The following is a 24,875-nucleotide window of genomic DNA, read 5'->3' on the forward strand; positions in this document are numbered from 1 at the left end:
CGGCATGGACACATTCTCGCCGCTGTGACCGGCGCAGGTCATTGGGTCCGGCACCCGAGCAGGGGGTGTACCTGACGACACCCCCGTATGTCGCCTTGTGCTTCGGACAGTGGGGGCTTCGGCGGCTGGGTGGGCGGGCCCCGGATTTCTAGCGTTGTCCCCGTCAACAACCGGCTTATCCAACGCTTATCTATGGGGGCGAAAACGCCATGAGGCCAAACCTCGCGGCACGACTCGGTGTGTGGAGCGCCCACCACCGCAAGACGGCCATCCTCGGCTGGCTGCTCTTCGTCGTGCTCGCCACGACCATCGGCGGGGCCTCGGGCATGGTCACCGCGTCCGACGACGAGATGGGGGTCGGCGACTCGGGCCGGGCCGCGGCGATCCTCAAGGACGCGGGTGTCGAAGAGCCCGCGGGCGAGCTCGTCATGGTCAGCGCCAAGACGGCGAGCGGCTGGCGGGGCGCGGCGAGCGACCTCTCCAAGGCCCTGGCGGCGACCGGCGAGACCAGGAACATCCAGGCGCCGCTGCCCTCCAAGGACGGCAAGGACGGGCTCATCCGCTTCCAGATGAAGGGCAAGTCCGACGAGGCCGCCGACCGGGTCCAGCCGGTGCTCGACGCGGTGCAGAAGGCGAAGGACAAGGGGGCCCAAGACGGCCTGAACGTCTACCAGTTCGGCGACGCCAGCTCGGAGAAGCACCTCGGCGACCTGCTCTCGGACGACTTCACCAAGGCCGAGTTCACCGCCGTGCCACTGGCGCTCGGCATCCTCCTGGTCGCGTTCGGGGCCGTGGTCGCGGCGCTGCTCCCTGTGGGGCTCGCGCTGACCGCGTGCGTGGCGGCCTTCGGCCTGCTCTCGCTCGCCAGCCACCAGCTGCACCTCTTCGAGACGACGTACTCGGTGATGTTCCTGATGGGGCTCGCGGTCGGCGTCGACTACTGCCTGTTCTATCTGCGGCGCGAGCGGGACGAGCGGGCGGCCGGACACGACGCCGATACCGCGCTGCGGATCGCGGCGGCCACCAGTGGGCGTGCCGTCCTGGTCTCGGGCCTGACGGTGATGGTCGCGATGGCGGGGATGTTCCTGTCGGGGCTTCTGCTCTTCAAGGGCTTCGCGGTCGCCACGATCCTGGTGGTGTGCGTGGCGATGCTGGGCTCGGTGACGGTGCTTCCCGCGCTGCTCTCCGCGCTCGGCGACCGGATCAACGCGGGCCGCATCCCGTTCCTGAACCGCAAGGGAACGAAGGGGGAGAGGGGCAAGAAGGGCGCGCACGCCAGCGGAGGCATCGCGGGCAAGCTGCTGCACCCCGTCCTCGCCAGGCCGAAGTTCTTCGCCGTCGGCTCCGCGGTCCTGCTCCTCGCCCTCGCGGCGCCCGCACTCGGCATGAAGACCGAACAGCTGGGCCTGGAGAAGCAGTTCGGCTCGGACGCCCCGCTCTCGGTCTCCTTCCGTGAGATCACCCAGGAGTTCCCGGGCGGCCCGGCACCGGCGCAGATTGTCGTCAAGGCGGATGACGCGGCCGGCATCGAGTCGAAGGAGATGCGCGCCGCGCTGGCGAAGGTGGTGCGGGACGCGGGCAAGGGCGCCGAACTCACCGTCCACAAGAGCGCGGGCGTGGCCGAGATCGACGTACCGCTGCCCGGTGACGGCAGTGGCGAGCGGTCGAAGAAGGCGCTCGGCGAGCTCCGGGACGACGTGGTGCCCGCGGCCTTCGACGGCCTGGACGCGGACGCGTACGTCGGCGGGGACCTCGCCGACTCCGAGGACTTCAGCGACCAGCTAAGCAAGGGCATCATCCCGGTGTTCGCCTTCATCGCGGCGGTGACGTTCCTGCTGATGCTCTTCAGCTTCCGCTCCGTGGTGATCGCGGTGACGTCCATCGCCCTCAACCTGCTCTCGGTGGGCGCGGCCTATGGCGTGATGACCGCGGTCTTCCAGCACGGCTGGGGCGCGGAGCTGATCGGCTCGGAGCAGGTGGGGGCGGTCGAGAACTGGATACCGCTGTTCGTCCTCGTGGTCCTCTTCGGCCTGTCGATGGACTACCACGTGTTCGTGGTCTCGCGGATCAGTGAGGCGCGGGACAAGGGCCTGGACAACCGAGCGGCGATCCGCGAGGGCATCACGCGGACCGCGGGCGCGGTGACGGGGGCGGCCGTGATCATGGTGGCGGTCTTCGGGGTCTTCGGCACCCTGTCCATGCAGGACATGCAGCAGATGGGCGTGGGCCTCGGCGTGGCGGTCCTGCTCGACGCGACGGTCGTACGGATGGTGCTCCTGCCGTCCCTGATGACGCTCCTGGGAGAGCGCAACTGGCGTACTCCGCGCGGGCTTTCGTGGCTTCCCCGGGTTTCGCACGGGGAGCCTGTGGCACTTGAGCAGCCTGTCGCCGACCGGCCGATTCCGTCGGCCACGGTGTAGGCGCGCTCTGTTGGGGCGCGTGCGGTGATCTGCGGGTCCGGTGGGGGCTGGTCGCGCAGTTCCCCGCGCCCCTGACGGGGCGGTGGGCGGCTGGATTCTCCAGCCGGCCACCGCCCCGTTTTCACAGCCCCAGCGCCTTCGCTTCCTTCTCCGGGGCCAGGCCCACCACCGGGCGGTCGGGGCGCTGTGGGGCCTGGCCGCCGATCGACTGGAGCCAGGCCCACGTGTCCGCGACCGTGTCCGCCACCGGACGCGCCCGGAGGCCCGCGGCCACCGCCTTCTGCGTCGACGTGCGGTGCATGGAGTCGTGCATTTCCCCCGGAGGCGCCCACACCGGGAGTTCCATCCACGGCCCGATGTCGTGCTCGGCGATCACCGAGGTTTCGGTCCAGCGCAGTTCGGTGTCGGCCGCACCGGCCACCGCGACGCACGCCTCCAGGAACTCCTCCATCGTCGTGTGCGCGATGGGGGAGACGATGTTGTACGGGCCGTGCAGACCCGCGAGAGCAGCGTCGAGAACCCACTCCGCGAGGTCACGCGCGTCGATGTACTGGAGGCCCAACTCCCTTGGCCCCGGGGCCAGTACGGGGCCGCCCCGGGCGACCCGGTTCAGCCACCACGGCAGCCGCCCGATGTTCTCGTTCGGGCCGAGGATCAGCCCCGCACGGGCGAGCAGCGTGCGTTGGGCCCCGAACTCCGCGACGGCCGCGAGCTCCCCGCCCCGCTTGTCCTCGGCGTACGCCACCGCGTCCGCGTCGGGATCTCCCTCGACGAGGGAGTGGCTCTCGTCGGACCCCGCCGCTATCGGCCACTCGTACACGGAGACGCTCGACACATACGCGTACCGCCCGGCCCGCCCCGCAAGGAGTCGCGCCGCGTCCCGGACGACATTCGGCGCCCCCGACCAGGTGTCGACGACCAGGTCCCAGTCCCCTTCGAAGGCGGCGAGCGCGTCAAGTCCGCCCTCCGCCGTACGGTCGCCGAGCAGCGACACCGCGCCTGCGGGTGCCTCATGGCGCCCGCGATGGAAGACCGTCACCTCCCAGTCGCGCGCGAGGGCCGCCTCGACGACGGCCCGCCCCACGAACTCCGTACCACCCAGCATCAGAAGTCTCATGCGGATGACTCTGCACGCCGGGACCGGCCGAGGGAACCGGGTTCTGCCAGTGGCAGAGCCCGGCCCCGCCAGGAAACCCTCAGGTCAGCGGGACGTCGGCGGCGCGTACTTGTAACCCACCCGCCGCACCGTCTGGATCGTCTGACGGTGGTCGGCGCCCAGCTTGCGCCGCAGCCGCGCGATGTGGACGTCGACGGTGCGCCCGTCGCCCACGTGTCCGTACCCCCACACCGTGGTCACCAACTGATCGCGCGTGTGCACCCGGTGGGGGTGGGCGACGAGGTGCGCGAGCAGCTCGAACTCCAGGTAGGTGAGGTCGAGTTGCTTGCCGTCGACCTGCGCCGCGCGCTGCACGGAGTCGATCCGGACGGGCCCGGCGGACGCCTGCTCCTGGCCGCGCCCCTGCCCGTGCCCCGGCCCGGCAGGACGCAGCGGCTCGGGCTCGGCGGCTGTGCTGACAGGGTCCTGCCCGGCCGGTACGAGGACGAGGTAGCCGATCATCGGCGGCTGGCCCGGCAGGGTGGGCAGCGTGTGCTGGGGTGCGGGCAGCCAGGTCGCGCCCGGCGGCAGGAAGTCGGTGATCTGCGCCACCTCGTCCGGGGCGACGGCTCGCAGCCGCCCCCGGCCGGGGCTGGGCAGCGGTGTGGCGGTGGCGGTGGCCGTGGCGGTGGAAGCGGTGGACGCCGAGAAGGAACGGGAGTTCGCCATGGAGGTCAGCTCTTTCGCGCGGAGGAGTCGTCAGTCAACGAGGACGTACGTACGTCGTGCGCGTCAGGCGAAGGCCGGGTGAACGGCTTTAGAGGGCCTGCGCGTTCGTCGCGCGGCAACACACCCGGTCGAAATCATGGTGCTGACGGGAAGGCCAGAACGGCTCGAGGTCGTGGTGCCGACCCGTCGCGATGTTCCCGTAGCTGCCCATGTACCCATTGAAGCAGATGGGAGGGGCGGTGGTCGTTCCCTCTCGCACGCTGATACGGCTCCTTGGCGAACCCTTGGCCTGAATCAGCCCCTCCGGACCGTGCTGAAGGGGGCGCCCGCCGATTCGGCGGGCGCCCCCTTCAGGAACGTACGAGGGAGGCACGTACGGGATCAGACCTGGCCGGCCTTCTCCAGGGCGGTGCAGCAGGTGTCGACGATCAGGCGCGTCACGACGTACGGGTCGACGTTCGCGTTCGGGCGGCGGTCCTCGATGTAGCCCTTCTGCTCCACCTCGACCTGCCACGGGATACGGACCGAGGCGCCGCGGTCGGAGACGCCGTACTTGTACTCGTCCCACGGAGCGGTCTCGTGCAGACCGGTCAGGCGGTCGTCGATGCCCGCGCCGTAGTTCTTGACGTGGTCGAGCGGCTTGGAGCCCTCGCCGAGGGACTCGCAGGCGGTGATGATCGGCGCGTAGCCCTCGCGCATCGACCTGGTCGAGAAGTTCGTGTGCGCGCCCGCGCCGTTCCAGTCGCCCTTCACCGGCTTCGGGTCGAGCGTGGCCGACACCTTGAAGTCCTCGGCGGTGCGGTAGAGCAGCCAGCGGGCGACCCACAGCTGGTCCGAGACCTCGAGCGGCGCCAGCGGGCCGACCTGGAACTCCCACTGTCCCGGCATGACCTCGGCATTGATGCCGGATATCCCGAGGCCCGCCTTGAGGCAGTTCTCCAGGTGCGCCTCTACGACGTCACGGCCGAAGATCTCGTCCGAGCCGACGCCGCAGTAGTAGCCGCCCTGCGCGGCAGGGAAGCCGCCGACGGGGAAGCCGAGCGGGCGGTCGCCCTCGAAGAAGGTGTACTCCTGCTCGATGCCGAAGATCGGCTCCTGCGAGCCGAACCGCTCCTCGACCTCGGCGAGCGCGGCACGGGTGTTGGACTCGTGCGGCGTCATGTCCGTGTTGAGGACCTCGCACAGGACGAGTACGTCGTCGCCGCCACGGATCGGGTCGGGGCAGGTGAAGACCGGCTTGAGCACGCGGTCGGATGCGTGACCCTTGGCCTGGTTGGTGCTGGATCCGTCGAAGCCCCAGGTGGGGAGCTCCGCGCCGTCCGTCATGATCTTCGTCTTCGAACGGAGCTTGGCGGTCGGCGCGGTGCCGTCGATCCAGATGTACTCAGCCTTGAAGGTCACGGGGCCATCCTTAAAACGCTCGGTACGGCGCAGAACGTGCGGGTGCTGCGGTGCCGTGGTGATGCCGGGGAGCATGCCAACGGGCGATTTCCCGTCCGTTGCTCGAATGTGAACCCGGTGTTACCTGCGGTGGATGTGGCTCAGTTCACTCCACGTGCCGCACACGTCACTTGATGACGGCGTTGGCCGCCGCGATGAGCAGCCCGATCGTCGCGTCCGCCATGCCGATGAGCACGGCCGAGCGCTGCCGGTAGCCCGCACGGAGCGCGGCGAAGGTGCCCCAGGCGAGGAGGAGGGCCGCGTTCAGGAAGAGCACGGAGTACGTGACGGGCGCCTCGGGCCAGCCGAAGGTGCCCGCGAGCAAGAGCAGCCCCACGGCGGGCCAGCAGGCGACCACCACCGGCCACTCGTCCACGAGCTTCCAGGCCAGCTGCCGCCATCGGTGCAGCCCCGATCCCGGCCGGTGCGTGGACATGTGGTGCGCGTATCCGTGCGCGAGGGCCGCGGTGCCCGCGGTCACCATGATCCATGCCGCGTCGTAGTAGGGCGTGTAGGCCTGTTCGTCCGAGTGCAGCGCCGCGATCAGCGCACTCGCGAGGATGGTGCCGTATACGCCTTCGGCCATCAGGCTCCGCACGGCGCACTCCTTTCCGTTCCCCGGATCCTTCGTCCGGCCGGCGGCGTGTGGAGTGCCCAACGCTATGAAGTGACATGTAACGGTTGGACCGATATGACCCATCAGTCGGCGGTCATCTGTCGCTACCGTGACAGCGCGTCCCGTACCGCCTCCTCCGTGCGCCCCACCACCGCGGTGCCGTCGTCGGCGGTGATGATGGGCCGCTGGATGAGCTTGGGGTGCTCGGCGAGTGCCGTGATCCAGCGGTCGCGGCCCGACGCGTCGCGCGGCCAGGCCTCGCGGTCCTTCAGATTCAGCTCCTTGGCGGCGTCCTCCTGGGTGCGCGTGATGTCCCACGGCTCCAGGCCGAGCCGGTCGAGGACTGCACGGATCTCGTCCTTGGTGGGTACGTCGTCGAGGTAGCGGCGGACGGTGTAGTCGGCGCCCTCCGCGTCGAGCAGGGTGAGCGCGCTGCGGCACTTCGAGCAGGCGGGATTGATCCAGATCTCCATGCGCACACGCTACCTCCGCCCCACCCGTCACAACCCCTCAAAGCCCGTCTGGCCAGCGGCGATTGTCAGTGCCCGGCAGTAGAATTGAAGCAGTGTTCGAGGGTTCCCGACGGGGGTTCCTGACCGCGACAGGAGGATGCCTGTGCCCGCTGCCGCACTCACATCGAAGTCGAAGCGCAATGCTTCCCGGCCCGTGATCATCGACCCGACGTACGCACCACTGGAGAAGCGACCGCTCCCGGCCGGACGGCCGCGCGAGTGGTACATCACGCACAACCGGCGCCTGAAGGCCATGCGCCTGGCGATAGCCCTTCTCGACTCGGGCGTCTATCTGGCGAACCAAGCGAGCAACACCCGGATCCGGAGCATGGCTCAGGATGTGGGAATCCACCCGCCGTCGGACATCACCTGCCATATGGTGCGCGCCCTCATGCGGTACAGCCGCTGAGCCGTGCACACGGGCGGGGGCCCGAGGCCCCCGCCCCTCGGCAGGGTCACCCGTTCGCCGTACCCGGCATGCGTACGCGCCTACGGCGGCATTGGCTGCTGCTGAGAGGAGGCTGTTGCCTGGAGTTGCCGACGGAGAGGGGCCAGGGGCGATGACCACCCCGGACGAGCGCGCCCGGCAGGGCAGGGCCGCCCGCAAGCATGCTTCCCGTTCCTCGCACGGAGCCTGGATACCCTCCGCCGACCGCCCCGACCCGGTGGCCGTCCTCGAGCGGCAGGGCGCGGACCGCGTACAGGAGCTGCTGCCCATCCGGTACGCCCGCATGGCCGCCTCCCCCTTCTCCTTCCTGCGGGGCGCCGCCGCCGTCATGGCGGGAGACCTCGCCGTCCAGCGGCACACCGGGCTCATGGTCCAACTCTGCGGCGACGCCCACCTGTTGAACTTCGGTCTGTTCGCGTCGCCGGAACGCACGCTGCTCTTCGACCTCGACGACTTCGACGAGACCTGCCCAGGACCCTTCGAGTGGGACGTCAAACGCCTGGCCGCGAGCATCGCCGTGGCGGCCGGCGGCAACGGTCACCCGGAGGCCGGGGCGCGCGAGGCCTGTCTCGCGGCGGTGGCGGCGTACCGCACGTCGATGAGGCGCCTGGCGGGTCTCGGCGAACTGGCCGTCTGGTACGAACGGACGGACGCACAGGACCTGTTGCCCCTCATCCGCTCCGACCGCCACCGCGAGCGCGCGGCGACCACCCTCGACCGGGCCCGCCGCCGCACGAGCCTCCAGGCACTCGGCAAGCTGACGGAGGAGGTCGACGGAGCTCCCGGCGTCCGCCGCATCATCCACGACCCGCCGCTCCTCGTACCGGCGGGCGCCCCGGACCTCGCGGCCGTGCGCAAGATCTTCGGCGACTACCGCTCCACGCTCTCCGAGGAGCGCCGACTCCTCCTCGACCGCTACCACTTCGTGGACGCGGCGCGGAAAGTGGTGGGCGTGGGCAGTGTCGGCACCCGCTGCTTCATCGTGCTCCTCGCGGGGCGCGACGCCGACGACCCGCTCTTCCTCCAGATCAAGGAGGCGGTCCGCTCGGTACTGGAGGAGCACCTTCCGGCAGGTCCTTACGCCCACCCCGGCCACCGCGTGGTCGCGGGACAGCGCCTGCTCCAGGCGGCGAGCGACATCTTCCTCGGCTGGATGACGGGCCCCCAGGGCCGCTCGTACTACTGGCGCCAGCTCCGCGACATGAAGGGCTCCGCGGACGTCGAGGCCATGTCCGCGTCGGAGCTGCGCTCCTACGCCCGGCTCTGCGGCACGGCCCTGGCCCGCGCCCACGCCCGCTCCGGCGACCGCGTGGCCATGGCCGCCTACTTGGGCGGCTCCGACACGTTCGACCGGGCGATCGCGGACTTCGCGCTGCGCTATGCCGTGCAGAACACCCAGGACCACGCGGCGCTGACGGAGGCGATCGCCTCGGGGGTGGTGAACGCCGAGGAGCCGAAGCCGCTCTGAAGGACGGTTCTGAACGACGGTTCTGAAACGCGGTGGACGCCTTCGCCGCGCTGCGGGAGTGCCCCCGACGGCGTACGGCGTACGGCGGCTGCTCGGCTGGGGCCTTCCCCGCACGCTCGTGCCCCTCGCCCTGGGCTTCTTCGGAGGCGCCTTCGGGGGTGGGATCGGCGTCGGCCGGCTCGTCTGGGTGCTCGCGGCGACGGTGTTCTGGCAGGTGCTCTACGCGCCGGGGCCGCCGGGCGCCATGCTTCCGCCGAGCGGGCGGGGCGGGCGCGGCACCCGGCGGAAGCGACTCAGACGTACCTGGGACGGCTAGACGTCCCTGTGGACCTATGGGGACCTATGGGGGGGTATGGGGGTCTAGCGGATCTCGTCCGGGACCACCGTCAGCCACCGCTTGTCCGCGGTCACCTTCTGGCCGAGCTCCCGCTGCCGGTCGGCGTTCTTCTGCTTCATCTCGTTCAGCTGCTTCATGTACGAGTCCTTGCGGTTGACCCAGACCCGCGCCCCGCCGTGCGCCACGTCCGCCGAGTGGAACAGCATCGGGCCGTCGCTCACCGGGGTGTCGCCCGCCGCGAGGATCGGCTTCTTCCACTCGTCGATGTACGTGTTGATGGCCGCGGGCTTGCCCTGGTACCAGGTCAGCGGCGCCCACAGGTTCGGCGTCAGCTCGCGCTTGGCGAGCTTCTTCTCGTCGAAGCGGCCCTCCGCGATCTCCTTGCGGGAGCTGGTGAGCTCGCCGGTCTTGCGGTCCTTGAGCTGCAGGCCGACGCCGATGACGTTCTCGGGCTTCACGTTGTAGCCGTACTTGGGGTCGGCGAGGACCATCCGCACCAGGTCCTCGCTGGCCGCGCTGACGACGTACACCTCGATGCCGTGCCCTTGCAGCGAGTTGTAGAGCTCCTGCATGCCGGTGAAGAACTCGGGCTTCTTGACCTCGGTCTTCGTCAGCTTCCCGTCCTCGTAGTACTCGGCGGGGATGGGCTTGTCATAGGCCAGGAGCTCGTCGACGTACCCCTTGAGCTCCTTCAGCGTGAAACCGGAGAAGATCTGCGCGGCCCACGGATAGGAGACCTGGTCGTCGATGTCGCAGAGCCGGAGGTAGTAGCTGTAGAGGCTCTCCTTGTGCTTCGCCGTGTCCTTGAAGGGGATGATCTTCAGCGACGGGTCCATCGACTTGCGGGTCAGCACCCCCTTCATCTCCAGGAAGGGCAGGAGGGACTCCTCCAGGTCGTTGCGGTACGTCGTGTTGTCCGCGTCGAAGACGGCGTACGCGCCCTTGTGCTCGTTCTTCGCGATGACCTTGCCCAGCTTCTTGGCGACCGGCTTGGGCCAGTGCTTCAGCTCGGCGGTGGCCTTGGAGGTCTTCGCGGCGGTTCTCGCCGAGGCGTCCGCGGCCGTCGCGTCCGTGCTCGGCCAGAGGGCCGTGCCCGCGAGGACGGCCGCGGTGAGCGCGCCCGCCGTGCCGAGTACGGCCAGCTTGCCCTTTGCCTTTACTGTCATGGTTTGTGCCCCCTGAGAGCGGTCTGCGCCCCGTCCGGAGCGGCGGGTCATCGTATGGGGTGGGACAGCGGATTCCCATGATCGACATCACCGGACGGAACGGGCATGGGTCGGCCGTGGGCGGGTAGTGGGATGGGACGCCTGCCGGGCCTTCCGGGCTGCTCGGGCCTGCTTCTGAGCGGTGCTCATCGCGCAGTGGGTCGCATACTGGATGGCATGGAGACCGTCTCCCGCGAGTTCGTTCGGGCTGCTCCGCGGCTCGACGACATGGTGGTGTCCGCCGTCGGCTACCGCACGGCGGGTGAGCGGCCCGGCCTGCACCGCGGCCTGCCGTCCCCGTACCTGACGCTGATCTTCTCGCTGGACGGCCCCGTCGCCACCGGCCACAGCCCCGAGCAGGCGGTCGGCCCCGACGCCATCCGCACGGACATCGTCCTCGGCGGCCTGCACCAGTCCCCGGCGTACGTCGTGCGGCCCGAGCACGAGGCGGGCATCCAGCTCGCCGTGCATCCGCTCGCCGCCCGCGCCCTGTTCGGCGTCCCGGCCTCGGAGCTGACCGGAGACCTGGTGACGTCCGGCGCGGAGGTGATGGGGCGCCGCGCCGTGGATGTACGGGAGCTGCTGTGCGAGCAGGGTGGGTGGGAGGAGCGATTCGCCTCCCTGTCCGCGTATCTGAGGCAGCGCGTGACCGACGCCGACGCGGACGGAGCCGTACGGCCCGAGGTCGCCGAGGCCTGGGCCTGGCTCGCCCGGCACCGGGGCGTCGGCACCCTGCGCGGCCTCTCCCGGCACGTGGCGCTCAGCGAACGCCGCCTGACCACGCTCTTCCGTGCCGAGACGGGCCTGAGCCCCAAGCAGGCGGGCCGCCTGATGCGCTTCCAGCGCGCCCGCAACGCCGTCGTACGCCCTGTCGCCTCGGGCGGCGCCCCCGACCTGGCCCGCGTCGCCGCCGACTGCGGCTATTACGACCACTCCCACCTCGTACGGGACTTCCGGCAGTACACCGGGGTGAGCCCCAGCGGCTGGCTGGCCGAAGAGTGCCGGAATATCCAAGCCGGGAGCCATGGCGGGGGCGAAGAGTAGGACTCATGGACACCAACGAGAAGAAGCAGCCTCAGTCCCAGCCCACCTCCGCTTCAGCCGGGCGCGCCCCCGATGTCTGGCCGTCGCTCCAGGCCAACGACGCCCCCGCCCTGATCGACTTCCTGGTCGGCACGGTCGGCTTCCTGCGCACCGCCGTCTACGAGGACGGCGACCGCGTGGCCCACGCCGAGCTCGACTGGCCCGAGGGCGGCGCCGTGATGCTCGGCTCGTACGACGAGAAGTCGCAGGACTGGTGCCTGAAGCCGGGCACCTTCGGCGCGTACGTCGTCACCGATCACGTGGACGACCTCTACCAGCGGCTCAGTGCCGCAGGGGTCAAGATCATCCGTGAGATCGAGGACCAGCCGTACGGCAGCCGGGAGTTCGCGATCGCCGACCCCGAGGGCAACAAGTGGTCCTTCGGCACCTACCGCGGCGCACCGAGGCCCGACGAGGCGTCCTGACCAGGCGTCTTGACCAGGCATTCTGTGGGGCGTCCTGACCTCGCGTGATAGCTTGCGGACGCCAGTCGACCCACACCAGGGCCAGGGAATCCGGTGCGAATCCGGAACTGACGCGCAGCGGTGAGGGGGTACGGGCGGGGCCACGGCCACTGGGCGTCCACGGACGCCTGGGAAGGCGCCCCGTCCGGCCGATCCCCGAGTCCGAAGACCTGCTGGCGCCTTCGCCCGCGCACCGAGCGGCGGAGGTGACGAAGCAGGCCAGGCTCCGCGTATGAGCCGTGAGACTCAAGGGATCGTGTGTCCTCCACAGCCCGTCGTGTACGTATACCCGTCCTTCGCAGTGCAGCCCGTCGCGTACGTACGCCCGTCTTCCTCAGCGCGGCTCTGGCCGTCACTCTGACCTCCTGCGGCGGCTCGTCGGATTCCTCCGCCACGTCGGCGGCGGGCAAGAAGGCCGACGGCTATCCACTGACCCTGACCTCCTGCGGCAAGAAGGCGGAGATCAAGGCGCCGCCGCAGCGGGCGGTCTCCCTCGACCAGGGCTCCACCGAGATCCTGCTCTCCCTCGGCCTCGCGGACCGCATGGTCGGCACCGGGACCTGGACGGACCCGGTGCTGGGAGGTCTGGAGAAGGACAACGCCAAGGTGCCCCGGATCGCCGACAGCTACCCCTCCTTCGAGAAGGTCCTCGCCAAGGAGCCGGACTTCGTCACCGCGTCCTTCCTGGCGACGGTCAGCAAGGGCGGCGTCGCGGACCGCGCCAAGTTCGCCGAACTCGGCGTACCCGCCTACGTCTCGCCGTCCGACTGCGCGGGCAAGGACAACAGCGGTGACGGCGACGGCAAGCGGGTCAAGACGCTGACCATGGACACGGTGTACGGCGAGGTGCGGGACCTGGCCAAGGCCTTCGGGGTCGAGAAGCGCGGCGAACGCCTGATCACGGAGCTCAAGGGCCGGGTGGCGAATGCCACGGAGAAGATCGAAGCGTCCGACACTTCGCTCCTCTACTGGTTCGCCAACTCCGACGCCCCCTACATCGCGGGCTGCTGCGGAGCGCCGGGCATCATCACCCGCGAGCTCGGCACGAAGAACGTCTTCGACGACACCCACGAGGAGTGGCCCCAGATCAACTGGGAGACGGTGGCGGACCGTGACCCGGACGTCCTGGTCATCGGCGACCTCACCCGCAAGTCGCAGACGGCCGAGAGCGCGAAGAAGAAGATCGAGTTCCTGGAGTCCAACCCGGTCACCAAGAACCTGACCGCGGTGAAGAAGAAGCGGTACGTGCTGCTGAGCGGCCAGGCCATGAACCCGACGATCCGTACGGTGGACGGCGTGGAGCAAGTCGCCGACGCGTTGCGCGAGTTCGGGCTCGACAAGTGAGGGGTGGCGCCGGTGTCGGCGCCCGTGCCCGTGTCGGTGTCGGTGTCGGCCCTGACGTCGGTTCCCGTGCCGGTCTCGCGGGCGGTGTGCGCCAGATACTGCTCTGGACGGCGGGACTCGCCGCCCTCGCCCTCTCCGTGGCGGTGGCCGTCACGATCGGCCCCGCCGACATCTCCGTACCGGACGTGTGGTCGGCGGTGGCGGCCCACCTCGGCTGGGGCGAGGCGGAGCTGACGCCCATCCGGGACGGCATCGTCTGGAACCTGCGCATGCCGCGCACGCTCCTCGCTGCGGTCTGCGGCGCGGGCCTCGCGGTGTGCGGAACGGTCCTCCAGTCCCTCCTGCGCAATCCGCTGGCCGACCCCTTCGTGCTCGGCGTCTCCTCGGGCGCTTCCACGGGGGCGGTCGCGATCGTCGTCCTGGGGGTCGGCGGGGGAGTGGTGTCGATCTCGGCGGGTGCCTTCGTGGGGGCCCTCTGCTCGTTCGCCCTCGTCCTGCTGCTCAGCCACACCCTGGGCGGGAGCACCGACAGGGTGGTGCTTTCCGGCGTTGCGGCGATGCAGCTCTTCTCCGCGCTCACCTCCTTCGTGATCCTCACGGCGGGCGACGCGGAGACGACGCGGGGCGTCCTGTTCTGGCTGCTCGGCTCGTTGAGCGGGGTGGGCTGGACGGACGTCTGGCTGTGCGGGGCGGTGCTCGTCGTCGCGCTCGTCATCTGCCTGGCGCATGCCCGCACCCTGGACGCGTTCGTGTTCGGCCAGGACGCGGCGGCGACGCTGGGAGTCCACGTGGCCCGCACCCGCCTCCTGCTGCTCTCCACCACGGCCCTGCTCACGGCGGCGCTGGTCAGCAGCGCGGGCGCCATCGGCTTCGTCGGCCTGGTCCTGCCGCACGCGGCCCGCGCCCTGGGCGGCTCGGGGCACGCGCGACTGCTCCCGGTCACGGCGCTCGCGGGCGCGGTGTTCCTGGTGTGGGTGGACACGCTCGCCCGTACGGTCCTGGACCCGCAGGAGGTCCCGGTGGGCGTGGTGACGTCCCTGATCGGCGTACCGGCATTCGTCCTGGTCCTCTACCGCACGCGAAAGACGACGTGACTGACGAAGTGACCGACGACGTGCCTGACGAAGTGACCGACGATGTGATTCCACAGGCCGAACGTGGCCTGCGAGCCGACCGAGTGACCAGAACGGCGGGCGGCCACCTCATAGTCGACGGAGTGACCCTGGCCCCGCCCCCCGGATCCACGGTCGGCCTGCTCGGCCCGAACGGCTCGGGCAAGTCCACCCTCCTGCGCATCCTGGCGGGCGTCCTGGCCCCGGCATCGGGAGCGGTCACGCTGGACGGCCGTCCGCTGCGGGACGTGGGCCGCCGCACGGTGGCACGCAGGGTGGCGGTGGTGGACCAGGACGCCACCACGCAGGTCGAGTTGTCGGTGGAGGATGTCGTACGCCTGGGCCGCATCCCGCACCGCAGGGCGTGGTCCCCGTCCACGCCCCAGGACGACGAGGCGGTCCACGAGGCCCTGACCCGCACAGGCCTTGCCGACCGCGCGGGCCAGTCCTGGCACACCCTCTCCGGCGGCGAACGCCAACGGGTCCAGATAGCCAGGGCCCTGGCCCAGGCTCCCCAGGAGCTCCTGCTTGACGAACCGACCAACCACCTGGACATCCAGCACCAGCTCGACCTCCTGTCCCTGGTCGCCGACCTCCCCCTGACCAGCGTGATCGCCCTGCACGACCTGAACCTGGCCGCCATGTTCTGCGACCACGTACTGGTCCTGCGCGAAGGCGTGGCCCATGCGGCGGGCACACCGTCCGAGGTGATCACGGAGGAGCTGATCGCGAAGGTGTACGGGGTGCGGGCGGTGGTGACGAGGGTGGACGGCGGCGGCCAGGACAGCCGCCCGTCGATCCGCTTCCTGCGAGGCTGACTCCTCGGGTGGTCAGTCCAGCTGCAGACGGTCGGCGAGCCCCGCGGCGGTGAACGCGACGACCAACTCGGTGCGGCCCTCGGTGAAGTGGGCCCAGCTGTCGAAGTGGACGGGTACGACCCTGCGCGCACCGAGGATCTTCGTGGCCTCGGCGGCCTGGGCGCTGTCGAGGACGATCGGTGCGCCCTCGAACAGGAAGGGGAAGCGGGGCGCGCCGGCGAAGAGGACGGCGGTGTCCACGGGGCCGAACCGCGCGGCCGTCTCCTCGACCGCGGTGAGCGAGGCGTTGTCGCCGCTGACGTAGACCGTGGGCAGACCTTCGCCGGTCAGGACGAAGCCGACGACCTCGCCGGTGAGCGCTTCGACGTCCTCGCGCCTGCCGGGACCGTGCACGGCGGGCACGCCCGTCACGGTCACGTGTCCGCCGCCGGGCCGGTCGAGCTCGACGGACTCCCAGTCCTGCAGCCCTTTCACCTTGTCCCCGAGGCTGTCGCGCAGGCGGCGCCCGCCACCGGGCGTGGTGAGGGTGAGCGGTACGTCGGCGAGCAGGGCGCGGCCGGAGACATCGAGGTTGTCGGGGTGCTCGTCGTGCGAGAGCAGGACCACGTCGAGGGAGCCGAGCGCGGAGAGGGGGACCGAGGCGGGCGCGGTCTTGGTCAGGCCGGCGCCGCCCGGGGCCGGGTACTCGCCGGGTGCGTCGAAGGTGGGGTCGGTGAGGAACCGCAGACCGCCGTACTCGAAGAGGGCGGTCGGGCCGCCGAAGACGCGTACGGGGATCTGCTCGTCGGTCGTGCCGGATGCGGCCATGGAGGGCGTGGATGACATGGAGGAGACACACCTCACGGATGGGAAACAATCTATCCGTGAGAAACCGTAGCCGTATCTCACGGATGAAGGCAATGCGTACCATGAGAAAGGTGAACGAGATCCTGACGGCCGAGCCCGCGGAATTGGCCGAGACCGACCTGCCGCTGCCCGCGCCGGGAGCGGAGCAGTACCCCGCACTCGACTTCGCCAACAGCGCCGTCGCACTGCCCGGCGGCCAGTTCGCCGACTTCCTCGGCACCCCGGCGGCCGCGAACCGCTGGCTCGCCGAACGCGACCTGGCCCCGGCCGACTCGGGCCTCCAGGAGATGTGTACGGCCCAACTGCGCACCCTGCGGGAACAGATCCGTTCCTTGCTCGCCGCCCGGCTCCACGACTGCCCACCCCCGGCGAGCGCGCTGGCTGCCCTCAACGAAGCCCTGACCAGGGCGCCCGCGGCCTCCCTGCTCCACTGGGACCCCGTACGCGGCATGTACCGCGCCGCGTCCCACCCCACGACGCAGGTCGTCGAGCACGCCTTGGCGACCCTGGCAGCCGACGCCGCCGCCCTGCTCACAGGCCCCGACGCCGAACGCCTCACCGCCTGCGGCTCCCCTCCCTGCAACCGCTACCTGCTGCGCCACGGCCGCCGCCACTGGTGCTCAACGCGCTGCGGAGACCGAGCCCGCGCGGCCCGCGCTTACGCCCGGCGTACGCGGCCGAAGTCGGCCTGATACGACCTCAAGATTTCGCGCCACGCCGCGCCACGCCGCCGCTGACCTGAACCAGAGCCGTATGGAGTGCGCAGGCACTCTTTCGAGGCGCAGGGCGCTTCGGTACGACGGCGACCAGGCGCCCCCACTCAAGATCACGAGTATGTCCGTCTCCCTATCCGGCTCCCTGTCCGGCTCCCTGTCCGTCTTCGGGCCCCGCTTCATCAGGAGAGCAAACTCGTGATCGCCGTACTCGTCGTCGCCGTACTGGCCCTCGTCGGCAGCATCGTCGCCAACCACTACCTGCGCCCGCGCCTCGTCGACGAGGACGAAGACAAGGGCATGAGCGTGCGCGACCTCGTCGGCCCGCTGCAGACCCTGACGATCCTGCTCCTCGCCTTCACCCTGGTCTCCGCGTCCGCCTCGTACGGAAGAGCCGAGACAGCCGCCCGCGGCGAGGCCCACGCCCTCGACCACCTCGCCGAACTCGCCGAGTACGCACCGAAGGAGCAGACGCAGCGGCTACAGTCCGACGCCATCTGCTACGCCCGCGCGGTCCGCACGAAGGAGTGGCCCGCGATGCGGGACGGCAGCGGATCGCCAGCCCCCAGCGTGTGGACGAGGGACTTCCGCCACGCCTTCACCGAGCTCAAGGGAGAGACCACCTTCGGCATGCTGGTGGCCGCCGACAGCAAGAGGTCGGAGGCGCGAGAGGAGCGCCTGGTCCAATCCAGCCCCTCCATCGCCGACCCCATCTTCTGGTTCCTGCTGGTCGCCCTGGCCCTGACGATCATCGCCCTGGGCCTCTCCCTACCCACACGCAACAACCGCGGCCAGCTCACCGCCCTCGTCATCATCACCGTCCTGCTGACCACGACCCTGGTCATCATCCGCGACGTCGACCGCCCCTTCGGAGGTTTCATCGACGTCCCGCCGACCGCCATCGCCAACGTCGAGCAGCAGATCACCAAGGACTTCAAGGCGGCGAACCACAAGATGGCGGACATTCCCTGCGACGGCTCGGGCATCAAGGCGACGTAATACGGAACTGCTACCGAACGAGCACCGAACAGCCGCCGAACACCCGATGGGTGATCGCTAAGGTGAGTGATCGCCACCCACCGGAACATCGGATTCCAGTTCCAGCGGGCGGCGAAAGCAAGGAACTGCGCAAGCAGGTCCCAGCACCACCACCAACGAGGGAATGTTCCATGCGAAAACTGAATCCGCGTCATATATCGTCGTCTGTACGACTCTCCTCCGTGCGGCGCTCGTCCGCGGCCAGGAAGGCCGTGTCGGTCGCCCTGGTCGGCGCGACCGTCGCAGGCGTCTCGGTACTGGCCACCGCCCCGGCCTCCGCACTGAGCTGGAAGTGCAACTCCAGCTCCCGCACCATCGACGACGCGGGCTACTCCGGTCCCTGGGGCGACAACTGGGACTTCACGGTCAAGAACTGCGTGGCCCGGTCCGGCGGCTACGTCTACTCCAAGGCCAAGGTCACCTGGGACGCCCCGCCGTGGTACTCCGGCACCGACCTGTCGCAGACCTTCGACGACGCGTACTTCCGCCTGTACGTCAAGCACGCGGACGGCGGCGCTGACACGGTCCTCGGTCACAAGACCTTCTACATCCAGGACAACCTGGCGGGAATGAACGGCAGCGGCAACGGCTCCTGGACCACGTCCACGGCGAAGAAGTACGTGGGCGGCAAGAGCGCGTACGCCGACGGCGCCCTGAAGCTCAACTGGGACGACGACGGCAAGGGCCTGCGCCACTACGGCTTCAAGGGCTCCGGCTCGGTCTGATCCCCGCCCGCACCACCGGGCAACCGAGGCCGCCGCTCCGACTCACTCCGGAGCGGCGGCCCTCGGCATGTCCGATCTCACCCGCCGCGCAAGGCAAGCGCCCGCCTGACGCAACGGCCCGTCCCGCGGAGTCACCGGGAAGCAGCGGTCACCCGCGCCTCGTTCCTGCTCTGGGCACATCACGTTGAACACGAACCCTGGCTACCCGAGTTCTCAGTCGTCCGAGATGCCGCTTATTCGGGCCGTGGCTCGTCGAGGTACTGGTCGGCCCAGGCGCTGATGATGTGAGCGGCCCGCTGCGCCTGTCCTCGCGCGGTCAACAGATGGTCCGCGCCTTCGAGCGAGATGAAGCTTCGCGGGTGCCGTGCCTCCTGGAAGATCTCCGCGGCATTGGAGATGTCGACGGTGGAGTCGGTGGGCGAATGCGCCACGAGGAGCGGAATGTCCACCTCGCCGATCCGGTCGCGCAGGTGAGCCCGGCGCACGTCCTCGACGAAGGCGCGCTTGAGAACCAGAGTCCTCCCGCCGACGAACCACTCGTGCGCCCCGTCACTGAGGACGCGATCCAGGACCGAGTCGTACTGCCGCTCGACGTGACTGGGATCGACGGGCGCCGCAATCGTGGCCAGCGCGCGGAGGCCGACGATCTCGTGCGCGGCCGCGATAGCGGCTGCGCCTCCCCACGAGTGCCCCACCAGCAAATCCACCGGAGTCCCTCGCTCCGCCATGAAGGCCGCGGCACGGACAGTGTCCTGCACCTTGACGGTGAAGGAACCGTCCCCCCAGTCGCCCTCGGAGTCTCCGATCCCGAGATTGTCGAAGCGCAGCACGCCGATCCCCTCGCGTGCCAACTGCTTGCTGACGCGCGAGGCAGCCGGCGAGTCCTTGCCCAGGGTGAATCCATGTGCAAGGAGCCCCCAACCTCGGATCTCGCCCTCCGGCAGGTCGATCACCCCGGCCAGTTCGGGGCCGACGACGCTCGGGAATCTCACTTTTTCGTTCATGTGTGGTGCTCACCTAGGCAGGGACTGATCGTGGGGCAGGGAGACGAGAGCGACACTAGCCGAGCCGGTGTCAGCGCGAGACCAACAGAACAGTGGGCCGCCTCCCTGATCCGGGAGGCGGCCCACTGTCCGTGCTGACGCGGCGTCGGGCTCACCCGACTCCGTGATTTAGATGTCGAAGTAAAGCTCGAACTCGTGCGGGTGCGGACGCAGCTGGATCGGGGCGATCTCGTTCGTGCGCTTGTAGTCGATCCACGTCTCGATCAGGTCGGGGGTGAAGACACCGCCGGCCAGAAGGTACTCGTGGTCCGCCTCGAGGGCGTCGAGGACGGCCGGGAGGGAGGTCGGGACCTGGGCGACGCCCGCGTGCTCCTCGGGGGCCAGCTCGTAGAGGTCCTTGTCGATCGGCTCCGGCGGCTCGATCTTGTTCTTGACGCCGTCCAGGCCGGCCATCAGGAGCGCCGAGAACGCCAGGTACGGGTTCGAGGACGGGTCCGGCGCGCGGAACTCGACGCGCTTGGCCTTCGGGTTGGAGCCCGTGATCGGGATACGCATGGCAGCCGAGCGGTTGCGCTGCGAGTAGACCATGTTGACCGGGGCCTCGAAGCCCGGAACCAGGCGGTGGTACGAGTTCACCGTCGGGTTCGTGAAGGCGAGCAGCGACGGGGCGTGCTTGAGGATGCCGCCGATGTAGTAGCGGGCGGTGTCCGAGAGGCCCGCGTAGCCCTGCTCGTCGTAGAACAGCGGGTCGCCGCCGGCCCACAGCGACTGGTGGACGTGCATGCCCGAGCCGTTGTCGCCGAAGATCGGCTTCGGCATGAAGGTCGCGGTCTTCTCGTTGCGCCAGGCGACGTTCTTCACGATGTACTTGAAGAGCATCAGGTCGTCGGCCGCGGCGAGCAGCGTGTTGAACTTGTAGTTGATCTCCGCCTGGCCGGCCGTGCCGACCTCGTGGTGCTGGCGCTCGACCTGGAGGCCGTTCTTGTCCAGCTCCAGGGAGATCTCGGCACGCAGGTCGGCGAAGTGGTCCACCGGCGGGGCCGGGAAGTAGCCGCCCTTGTAGCGGACCTTGTAGCCGCGGTTGTTCTCGACCGCACCGGTGTTCCAGGCGCCTGCCTCGGAGTCGATGTGGTAGAAGCTCTCGTTCGCCGACGTCTGGAAGCGGACGTTGTCGAAGACGTAGAACTCGGCCTCGGGGCCGAAGTACGCCGTGTCCGCGATGCCGGTGGAGGCGAGGTACGCCTCGGCCTTCTTCGCCACGTTCCGCGGGTCACGGCTGTACTGCTCGCCCGTGATCGGGTCGTGGATGAAGAAGTTGATGTTGATGGTCTTGTCGCGACGGAAGGGATCGACCCGGGCGGTCGACAGGTCCGCGCGCAGCGCCATGTCGGACTCGTGGATGGCCTGGAAGCCGCGGATCGACGAACCGTCGAAGGCGAGCTCCTCGTTCGGGTCGAACGCCGCTGCCGGGATGGTGAAGTGCTGCATCACTCCGGGCAGGTCGCAGAACCGGACATCTACGAACTTCACGTCCTCGTCCGTGATGAACTTCTTTGCGTCGTCGGCGTTCTGGAACATCCAACTCCTCCTACTCCCGACCCCCAGGCGGGGACGGGGTTGCAGCTCGTTGTGCGGCCAGTGCGGTGGCACACGCTGGGACCCGACCATAGGGACGGGGGATTTCTCAAGCATGACCCATTTGTTTCGCCGAAGTTAACCGAGGCGGGTTCGGGTCAGGTGTCATTCGCCCTACCCCGACCGTCCTCGTACGAAAACGGGCGCAGTACCGTGGACGGGTGGACAACAGGCAAGTAATCGGATCGTGGCTCTCCGGCCCTCGTGCGGCGGCAGAGGACGCGGGCGTCGACTTCGGATACCGGGGCGAGCAGCTCGGCCTGCCGGAGGAGGGGCCGGGCTCGATCGCGCGCCCCGGGCGGCGCATGGGCGCCATCGTCGTGGACTGGGCCCTGTGCATGCTCATCGCATACGGCCTGTTCGCTCGCGGTGACCAGCAGGCGATGGGCAACTGGGCGCTCGGCATCTTCTTCGTCATGGCCGTCCTGACGGTCGGCACGGTCGGCTGCACCCCCGGCAAGGCCCTCTTCAGGCTGCGCGTCGTCGCCGAGGGCGGCGGCCGCCTCGGCTTCGTCCGGGTCCTCCTGCGCAGCGTCCTGCTCTGCGTGGCCATCCCGGCCCTCATCTGGGACCGCGACGGCCGCGGCCTCCACGAGCGCCTCGCCCGCGCCGTTCAGGTGCGGATCTGACGCGGCTCTGAGCGCGTGACCGACACTGCGTTTCTCGTACGACTCTCGTACGACCGCGTTTCTCGCACGTACGACATCGAAGGCCCCGGAACCGATCGATCGGTTCCGGGGCCTTCGTCTGAATTCGCTCCGTTATTTCCCGGGCGGCGCGGGGCCTTCGCGGAAATCGAGAAATGGCCTCGCGGGCAATCCATGCCCTCGCCGCGGAAATGGAAAGTAGTTCCTCTCTGCCGTGCAGGAACGGACACGGCAGAGAGGAACTGGTAATCACCGGTGGCGTACAAGGGGAGGGGCACGCCTTACCGGGTGTCAGATGATGCGCTCCGGGGCGTCGAACTGGTCGACCGGCGCTGTGTCGCAGGCCGCCACCGGACCGCCGAGGACGTTGCCGCCCACACCCTGCGCCGAGGGGACGGCGCAGCGCAGGTCGACGTCGACGAACGGGGCTCCGTAGCTGTTGGCGATGCCGCCAGGGTCGCCCGCGATGGCGACGTCGCCGTTGTCCGTGGCGAACTCGGTGGTGCCGGTGCCGCTCGTGGTCTCGCCGTACGCGGCACGTGCCGCCTGGTTCGTCTCGTGCGCGCTGGTCGAGCTCTCGGCCTGCGGACCACCTTCGGTGGCCGAGGCGATACCAGCGGTGCCGACGGTCGCGGCGGCGGCAGCGGACGCGAGCGCCGCGCCGGCCAGAAGCTTCCGGATCATTTCTTCTTCTCCCATTGTTTTGGGCTGTGAAAACCTGCCTGCGGCAGTGTCGTCAGCAGGAACTGGAGGACGAGAAGAATCGTCACGCCGTTTCATCCGTGTAGACCATTGCTTCATCCATGCAGATCATTGCCGGGCCCGGATAGGCCCCTGAGGGAGAGAATTCATTACTGCTCTTGGGGAAATGCGTGTACGACGAAGGCCCCGGAACCCATCGGTTCCGGGGCCTTCGTCAACGTAGAGACAGGAGAGGTGGAAAGAGGCGGAGCGTTACCGCGTCTTCGTCAGCGCATCTTCGGGCCGCCGCGCGGCATCCGCGCACCCTTGGGCATGGGCCCCTTCGGCAACGGCATGTTGCTCATCAGGTCCCCCATCGCGCGCAGCCGGTCGTTCGTCGCCGTGACCTGCGGGCCCTGGAGGACGCGGGGGAGCTTCAGAAGCGTCGTACGCAGCTTCTTCAGCGGGACCTGGCCCTCGCCGGTGCCGACGATGACGTCATGTACCGGGACGTCCGACACGACGCGCGCCATGCGCTTCTTCTCGGCGGCCAGCAGGCTCTTCACCCGGTTCGGGTTGCCCTCGGCGACGAGCACGATGCCCGCCTTGCCGACCGTGCGGTGCACGACGTCCTGGCTGCGGTTCATCGCCACCGCCGGAGTCGTCGTCCAGCCACGGCCGATCTTGTCGAGCACCGCGGCCGCCGCACCGGGCTGGCCCTCCATCTGCCCGAAGGCCGCACGCTCAGCCCTGCGCCCGAAGACGATCGCCATCGCGAGGAAGGCGAGCACAAAGCCGAGAATGCCGAGATAGATCGGGTGACCGATCAAGAAGCCGATCGCGAGGAAGACACCAAAGGTGACGATTCCCACAGCCGCGATGATGAGACCGATCCGCGGATCGGCCCTGCGGGTCATCTTGTAGGTCTGAGCGATCTGCTTGAGTCGCCCGGGGTTCGCGGCGTCCGCCGCGGTTTCCTTCCTCGCCATGTCGTGAAGTCTACGTGTCCCTGGAAGCGACTACGACGTGCGGGTTGTCATCGACTCCTCGACGACGCGAAGTGCCTCTGCCCGGTCCTTCGCGCGACGCCGGTCGTCGAGCACGGACGTCCAGGCGTTGCGGCGTGCTGTGCGCTGGCCGCTGCTCATGAGAAGCGACTCGACGGCACGGAGTGCGTCGGTGACGGACGGGATGGCGGTGGCGCGTACGGGCGCGGCCTGCATGGTGGGGCCCTCCTGGGCGGCTATGGCTAAGGCTGTACGTGGGGTAATTCCAGGGTCACTGATTGGTGTTACCAGGGCGTGACTGACCGGTCAAACACGGATGAAGCCTTGACGCTGAGCATCGAAACTTTGACGTGGCCCGTACGGTCCCCTCACCTGCGGAGACTGTACGGGCCACGTCATCTCGGCCACTACTCGCCAGTAGTCACTTGTGCGCCGATTCACACAGTAGGGCTGCCGCCCCGCGTCACACCGCCTGCGAGGCGACGTACGCCCCACGCTTCTCGACCGCCATCTGGAAGAGGCGCCCCGCGCGGTACGAGGAGCGGACCAGCGGGCCGGACATGACCCCGGAGAAGCCGATCTCCTCGGCCTCCTCCTTCAGCTCCACGAACTCCTGCGGCTTGGCCCAGCGCTCCACGGGGTGGTGGCGCGGAGTCGGGCGCAGGTACTGCGTGATCGTGATGAGCTCGCAACCCGCGTCGTGCAGCGCGTGCAGCGCCTCGCTGATCTCCTCGCGCTCCTCGCCCATGCCGAGGATCAGGTTCGACTTGGTGACCAGACCGGCCTCGCGGGCGCGGGTGATGACCTCGAGCGAGCGCTCGAAGCGGAAGCCCGGACGGATCCGCTTGAAGATGCGCGGCACGGTCTCCACGTTGTGCCCGAGGACCTCGGGGCGCGAGGAGAAGACCTCGGCCAGCTGGTCGGGGTCCGCGTTGAAGTCGGGGATGAGCAGCTCGACCTTGGTCTGGCCCTCCGCGCGCTCCGCCGTCATCGCGTGGATCTGGCGGACGGTCTCCGCGTACAGCCAGGCGCCGCCGTCGTCCAGGTCGTCGCGGGCGACGCCGGTGATGGTGGCGTAGTTCAGGTCCATCGTGACGACGGACTCACCCACGCGGCGCGGCTCGTCACGGTCGAGCGCCTGCGGCTTGCCCGTGTCGATCTGGCAGAAGTCGCAGCGCCGGGTGCACTGGTCACCGCCGATGAGGAAGGTGGCCTCGCGGTCTTCCCAGCATTCGTAGATGTTGGGACAGCCCGCCTCCTGGCAGACCGTGTGCAGGCCCTCGCTCTTCACGAGGTTCTGCATCTTGGTGTACTCGGGGCCCATTTTCGCCCGGGTCTTGATCCACTCGGGCTTGCGCTCGATGGGGGTCTGGGCGTTCCGGACCTCCAGGCGCAGCATCTTGCGTCCGTCGGGTGCGACTGCGGACACATCGGCTCCCTGTAGCTTCGATTCTTCGGCGCACACCAGGGTACGCCCGTGATGTCGT

26 protein-coding genes and 1 riboswitch are annotated in these 24,875 nt (G+C 69.3%); of the genes, 13 read left to right on the forward strand and 13 right to left on the reverse strand.

Translation table 11 applies throughout. From position 1 onward, the window contains the following. The first annotated feature begins 209 nt into the window (after positions 1-209). Positions 210-2,420, forward strand: coding sequence for an MMPL family transporter (locus tag ACWFRJ_RS10520; protein WP_453526834.1), 2,211 nt, complete (start codon positions 210-212; stop codon positions 2,418-2,420). Between the two features lie 121 nt (positions 2,421-2,541). On the opposite strand, the gene ACWFRJ_RS10525 is transcribed toward ACWFRJ_RS10520, so the two are convergent. The 5 genes from ACWFRJ_RS10525 to ACWFRJ_RS10545 all read right to left on the reverse strand — a co-directional run bounded on the left by ACWFRJ_RS10525 (position 2,542) and on the right by ACWFRJ_RS10545 (position 6,774). Then, positions 2,542-3,537 (reverse strand): NAD-dependent epimerase/dehydratase family protein, encoded by a 996-nt coding sequence (locus ACWFRJ_RS10525; RefSeq protein ID WP_453526837.1) that lies wholly within the window; start codon positions 3,535-3,537, stop codon positions 2,542-2,544. Between the two features lie 84 nt (positions 3,538-3,621). Then, positions 3,622-4,245 carry a winged helix-turn-helix domain-containing protein gene (locus tag ACWFRJ_RS10530; RefSeq protein ID WP_453526840.1) on the reverse strand — a complete coding sequence of 208 codons (624 nt, stop codon included), beginning with the start codon at positions 4,243-4,245 and terminating at the stop codon, positions 3,622-3,624. Between the two features lie 381 nt (positions 4,246-4,626). Beyond that, the gene (glnII, locus tag ACWFRJ_RS10535; protein WP_453526843.1) at positions 4,627-5,646 is read right to left on the reverse strand and encodes a glutamine synthetase; all 1,020 of its coding nucleotides are present in this window, start codon (positions 5,644-5,646) and stop codon (positions 4,627-4,629) included. Positions 5,647-5,812: 166 nt separating this feature from the next. Next, on the reverse strand, positions 5,813-6,283 hold the full coding sequence (locus tag ACWFRJ_RS10540; protein ID WP_453526846.1) for a hypothetical protein: 471 nt from the start codon (positions 6,281-6,283) through the stop codon (positions 5,813-5,815). 122 nt (positions 6,284-6,405) lie between these two features. Then, the gene (locus ACWFRJ_RS10545) at positions 6,406-6,774 is read right to left on the reverse strand and encodes an arsenate reductase family protein (RefSeq protein WP_453526848.1); all 369 of its coding nucleotides are present in this window, start codon (positions 6,772-6,774) and stop codon (positions 6,406-6,408) included. A gap of 142 nt (positions 6,775-6,916) precedes the next feature. Between ACWFRJ_RS10545 and ACWFRJ_RS10550 the strand changes: the two genes are divergently transcribed. The 3 genes from ACWFRJ_RS10550 to ACWFRJ_RS10560 all read left to right on the forward strand — a co-directional run bounded on the left by ACWFRJ_RS10550 (position 6,917) and on the right by ACWFRJ_RS10560 (position 9,045). Continuing rightward, positions 6,917-7,222, forward strand: a complete 306-nt coding sequence (locus ACWFRJ_RS10550) for a hypothetical protein (protein WP_453526851.1) — start codon at positions 6,917-6,919, stop codon at positions 7,220-7,222. Positions 7,223-7,373: 151 nt separating this feature from the next. Continuing rightward, positions 7,374-8,729: a DUF2252 domain-containing protein gene (locus tag ACWFRJ_RS10555; RefSeq protein ID WP_453526853.1), complete on the forward strand. Its 1,356-nt coding sequence runs from the start codon at positions 7,374-7,376 to the stop codon at positions 8,727-8,729. Positions 8,730-8,787: 58 nt separating this feature from the next. Then, the gene (locus ACWFRJ_RS10560; protein ID WP_453526856.1) at positions 8,788-9,045 is read left to right on the forward strand and encodes a hypothetical protein; all 258 of its coding nucleotides are present in this window, start codon (positions 8,788-8,790) and stop codon (positions 9,043-9,045) included. Positions 9,046-9,089: 44 nt separating this feature from the next. Here the strand turns inward: ACWFRJ_RS10560 and ACWFRJ_RS10565 are convergent, their stop codons facing one another. Continuing rightward, positions 9,090-10,232, reverse strand: a complete 1,143-nt coding sequence (locus tag ACWFRJ_RS10565; protein WP_453526859.1) for a haloacid dehalogenase-like hydrolase — start codon at positions 10,230-10,232, stop codon at positions 9,090-9,092. Between the two features lie 216 nt (positions 10,233-10,448). Between ACWFRJ_RS10565 and ACWFRJ_RS10570 the strand changes: the two genes are divergently transcribed. The 5 genes from ACWFRJ_RS10570 (at position 10,449) to ACWFRJ_RS10590 (ending at position 15,092) form a co-directional block, all read left to right on the forward strand. Further along, positions 10,449-11,315, forward strand: a complete 867-nt coding sequence (locus ACWFRJ_RS10570) for a helix-turn-helix domain-containing protein (RefSeq protein ID WP_453526862.1) — start codon at positions 10,449-10,451, stop codon at positions 11,313-11,315. 5 nt (positions 11,316-11,320) lie between these two features. Continuing rightward, entirely contained in the window at positions 11,321-11,779 is a 459-nt protein-coding gene (locus ACWFRJ_RS10575) for a VOC family protein (protein WP_453526865.1), read from the forward strand. A gap of 45 nt (positions 11,780-11,824) precedes the next feature. Further along, a riboswitch (cobalamin riboswitch) is annotated at positions 11,825-12,010 on the forward strand. A gap of 93 nt (positions 12,011-12,103) precedes the next feature. Beyond that, complete coding sequence (locus ACWFRJ_RS10580) at positions 12,104-13,162, forward strand: ABC transporter substrate-binding protein (protein ID WP_453527216.1); 1,059 nt, start codon at positions 12,104-12,106, stop codon at positions 13,160-13,162. Positions 13,163-13,248: 86 nt separating this feature from the next. Further along, positions 13,249-14,256, forward strand: a complete 1,008-nt coding sequence (locus tag ACWFRJ_RS10585) for a FecCD family ABC transporter permease (protein WP_453527219.1) — start codon at positions 13,249-13,251, stop codon at positions 14,254-14,256. 44 nt (positions 14,257-14,300) lie between these two features. Beyond that, the gene (locus ACWFRJ_RS10590) at positions 14,301-15,092 is read left to right on the forward strand and encodes an ABC transporter ATP-binding protein (RefSeq protein WP_453527222.1); all 792 of its coding nucleotides are present in this window, start codon (positions 14,301-14,303) and stop codon (positions 15,090-15,092) included. A gap of 12 nt (positions 15,093-15,104) precedes the next feature. Here the strand turns inward: ACWFRJ_RS10590 and ACWFRJ_RS10595 are convergent, their stop codons facing one another. Continuing rightward, entirely contained in the window at positions 15,105-15,917 is an 813-nt protein-coding gene (locus ACWFRJ_RS10595) for an MBL fold metallo-hydrolase (protein WP_453526868.1), read from the reverse strand. Between the two features lie 83 nt (positions 15,918-16,000). Between ACWFRJ_RS10595 and ACWFRJ_RS10600 the strand changes: the two genes are divergently transcribed. From ACWFRJ_RS10600 to ACWFRJ_RS10610, 3 genes are all read left to right on the forward strand, one after another. Then, a complete protein-coding gene (locus tag ACWFRJ_RS10600) occupies positions 16,001-16,630 on the forward strand; it encodes a CGNR zinc finger domain-containing protein (RefSeq protein ID WP_453527225.1) in 630 nt (209 codons plus the stop codon). 219 nt (positions 16,631-16,849) lie between these two features. Then, the gene (locus ACWFRJ_RS10605) at positions 16,850-17,650 is read left to right on the forward strand and encodes a bestrophin-like domain (protein WP_453526871.1); all 801 of its coding nucleotides are present in this window, start codon (positions 16,850-16,852) and stop codon (positions 17,648-17,650) included. Between the two features lie 221 nt (positions 17,651-17,871). Continuing rightward, on the forward strand, positions 17,872-18,414 hold the full coding sequence (locus ACWFRJ_RS10610) for a hypothetical protein (RefSeq protein ID WP_453526874.1): 543 nt from the start codon (positions 17,872-17,874) through the stop codon (positions 18,412-18,414). Between the two features lie 233 nt (positions 18,415-18,647). On the opposite strand, the gene ACWFRJ_RS10615 is transcribed toward ACWFRJ_RS10610, so the two are convergent. Together ACWFRJ_RS10615 and glnA are read right to left on the reverse strand one after the other, a co-directional pair. Then, positions 18,648-19,418: an alpha/beta hydrolase family protein gene (locus tag ACWFRJ_RS10615; protein WP_453526877.1), complete on the reverse strand. Its 771-nt coding sequence runs from the start codon at positions 19,416-19,418 to the stop codon at positions 18,648-18,650. Positions 19,419-19,586: 168 nt separating this feature from the next. After that, the gene (gene glnA / locus ACWFRJ_RS10620) at positions 19,587-20,996 is read right to left on the reverse strand and encodes a type I glutamate--ammonia ligase (RefSeq protein ID WP_453526880.1); all 1,410 of its coding nucleotides are present in this window, start codon (positions 20,994-20,996) and stop codon (positions 19,587-19,589) included. Between the two features lie 218 nt (positions 20,997-21,214). Here glnA and ACWFRJ_RS10625 point away from each other — a divergent pair, with 218 nt between their 5' ends. Further along, positions 21,215-21,682 carry an RDD family protein gene (locus ACWFRJ_RS10625; protein ID WP_453526883.1) on the forward strand — a complete coding sequence of 156 codons (468 nt, stop codon included), beginning with the start codon at positions 21,215-21,217 and terminating at the stop codon, positions 21,680-21,682. A 309-nt stretch (positions 21,683-21,991) separates the two neighbouring features. Here the strand turns inward: ACWFRJ_RS10625 and ACWFRJ_RS10630 are convergent, their stop codons facing one another. From ACWFRJ_RS10630 to ACWFRJ_RS10645, 4 genes are all read right to left on the reverse strand, one after another. Continuing rightward, positions 21,992-22,384, reverse strand: coding sequence for a hypothetical protein (locus ACWFRJ_RS10630; protein WP_453526886.1), 393 nt, complete (start codon positions 22,382-22,384; stop codon positions 21,992-21,994). A 284-nt stretch (positions 22,385-22,668) separates the two neighbouring features. Continuing rightward, positions 22,669-23,370 (reverse strand): DUF4191 domain-containing protein, encoded by a 702-nt coding sequence (locus ACWFRJ_RS10635; RefSeq protein ID WP_383277920.1) that lies wholly within the window; start codon positions 23,368-23,370, stop codon positions 22,669-22,671. Positions 23,371-23,400: 30 nt separating this feature from the next. Continuing rightward, on the reverse strand, positions 23,401-23,604 hold the full coding sequence (locus tag ACWFRJ_RS10640; RefSeq protein ID WP_389909703.1) for an SCO2195 family GlnR-regulated protein: 204 nt from the start codon (positions 23,602-23,604) through the stop codon (positions 23,401-23,403). A gap of 247 nt (positions 23,605-23,851) precedes the next feature. Next, on the reverse strand, positions 23,852-24,817 hold the full coding sequence (locus ACWFRJ_RS10645; protein WP_383277914.1) for a lipoyl synthase: 966 nt from the start codon (positions 24,815-24,817) through the stop codon (positions 23,852-23,854). Positions 24,818-24,875: the final 58 nt, after the last annotated feature.

The organism is Streptomyces sp. NPDC055239 (genome assembly GCF_053606205.1).